Genomic DNA, 1,744 nt, shown 5'->3' with positions numbered 1-1,744 from the left:
CCATCTGGTTGGCCAGGTCGCTGAGGCGCGTCAGGGCGGTTTTAAGTCGCGCTTCTTCGCTGATCAGGATCATTTCGAGCTGCGCGGTCGGCCCCAGCGCGTCGCTGTAGGTCATGGCGCTGATGGGGTCGGAAAAGGTATTGGGCGTGTTCTGCACAATCTGCTTGAGCTGCAGCCCCAAGCGTTGATGCCCCCAGACGCCCAGGCCGAGAAACAAGCCGACAGTCAACGCCTGGGCCCATACACCCGGAACCCATTGGAAGGCGGCGACACTGGCAACGGCAGCCGCCAGTGGCAACGCCATGGCCCGGGACACAGACGCCACACGCCGCACCGGCGAGACCGCCGCACCACCTGCCTGCAACCGCGCGTACAGCGCCTCTGCGCGGCGCACCTGTTCGCGGGTGGGCTTGACCCGAACCGACTCGTAGCCCGTCAGCCGCCCGTCTTCGAGAATCGGCGTCACATAGGCGCTGACCCAATAATAGTTGCCGTTCTTGCAGCGGTTCTTCACCACGCCCATCCAGCTCTGCCCGGCCTTGAGGTAGCTCCACATCAGCTGGAACACGGCGGGCGGCATGTCCGGGTGGCGCACCAGGTTGTGGGTGCTGCCGATCAGCTCGGCCTGGGTAAAGCCGCTCATGGCGGCAAACTCGGCGTTGCAGTAGGTAATATGGCTGTTGACGTCAGTTGCGGAAATTAGCCGTTGCTGCTCCCCAAAAGTCTGTTCAACAGCAGTGACCGGCAAATTGAGACGCACGTTAAAGCTCCATGGACAGCATTCGATCGCCCTCTCGACCACCGGGTAGGCAGGACAGGCGGATTCGTATTTCCAGTCGGGCTGCGCCGTCGATCGGCTGGTTGGCCGCAAAGGTACGCAAACCCACGATTTTGCACAGCAATTCATCATCCATTCAGTGATGATCAACTAGGCTTGAATTCGGGTATCCGGCACGTGAGGCGCAATGAAGCGTGGCACTGACGAGCGACATTTCAGTCCCTGCCAGGCGTCCGTTTTATGGGCACATTTATGAGAGTAAGGAGAGAGCAATGATTTCCTGTTTCATAAACCTGCCTTCTGAAACGAGACCACCAAATACTTGTCCTAGATGCCGATTCTACGAATTACATCACATTTTGCAAGAAAAGGTGATGGTACATGCGGTTGTCTAATTTTAAGATTTATCGTTAAGTTCTTGATTCTAAATGGGAATTGAGCGATGCACATTTCAAGTTTGGGTCCAGCCATCAGACGTTACCGCAAGGTCGCAGGGCTTACTCAGGCTGAACTAGGTGAAAAAACCGGTTTTGACCCTAAAACCATCAGCCGCTTCGAAACCGGCACCTATACACCCAGCGTCGAGGCACTGTTCTTGTTCGCAGAGGCGCTGGGAGTGAAGCTGAAAGTCTTTTTCGCAGACCTGGTCGACGAGGAGGAACAGCGCGCTTATCTGTTCGGTGTCATTCACAAAGCCACCCCGAAGGATCTGGGAAAGCTGATCGCAGCGGTAGACCAGGCCTTGTCCAAGCCTTAGAGCTCGCAACACACGTGCACGCAATAAAAAGAGCAGACAGCCAGATTGACTGTCTGCTCTTTGCTTGATGACTCCTGACATGAACTGACAGGACAGCCCCTTAGACTAGGGACTGAGCCGCGCCATTGCTGCGTCATTCCACGGAGTCATCATGAATAGCATTGCCCATTACTTTTTGTTGTACGTCGACAGCCCGGCCACCAGCGCCA

General features: G+C 56.2%; 3 protein-coding genes. 1 reads left to right on the top strand and 2 read right to left on the bottom strand.

What is annotated here, in order from left to right; all coding sequences use genetic code 11:
- The coding region (locus tag HX786_RS31230; protein ID WP_178913063.1) for a PAS domain-containing protein at positions 1 to 760 on the bottom strand (760 nt) is incomplete at its 3' end.
- Position 761: 1 nt separating this feature from the next.
- A complete protein-coding gene (locus HX786_RS31225) occupies positions 762 to 914 on the bottom strand; it encodes a hypothetical protein (RefSeq protein ID WP_157222851.1) in 153 nt (50 codons plus the stop codon).
- A gap of 306 nt (positions 915 to 1,220) precedes the next feature.
- Here HX786_RS31225 and HX786_RS31220 point away from each other — a divergent pair, with 306 nt between their 5' ends.
- Positions 1,221 to 1,535, top strand: coding sequence for a helix-turn-helix domain-containing protein (locus HX786_RS31220; RefSeq protein ID WP_003219061.1), 315 nt, complete (start codon positions 1,221 to 1,223; stop codon positions 1,533 to 1,535).
- Positions 1,536 to 1,744 lie beyond the last annotated feature (209 nt).

The sequence above is a fragment of the Pseudomonas sp. 21615526 genome, from assembly GCF_013386245.1.
Taxonomy (GTDB): domain Bacteria; phylum Pseudomonadota; class Gammaproteobacteria; order Pseudomonadales; family Pseudomonadaceae; genus Aquipseudomonas.
The sequence above is the reverse complement of the archived record's forward strand: the minus strand, read 5'-3'. Positions and strand labels throughout refer to the sequence as shown.

What these genes read in the sequence shown, in the direction of transcription:
- HX786_RS31225 (WP_157222851.1), bottom strand. Translation starts at nt 914, where the DNA reads ATGGATGATGAATTGCTGTGCAAAATCGTGGGTTTGCGTACCTTTGCG.
- HX786_RS31220 (WP_003219061.1), top strand. Translation starts at nt 1,221, where the DNA reads ATGCACATTTCAAGTTTGGGTCCAGCCATCAGACGTTACCGCAAGGTC.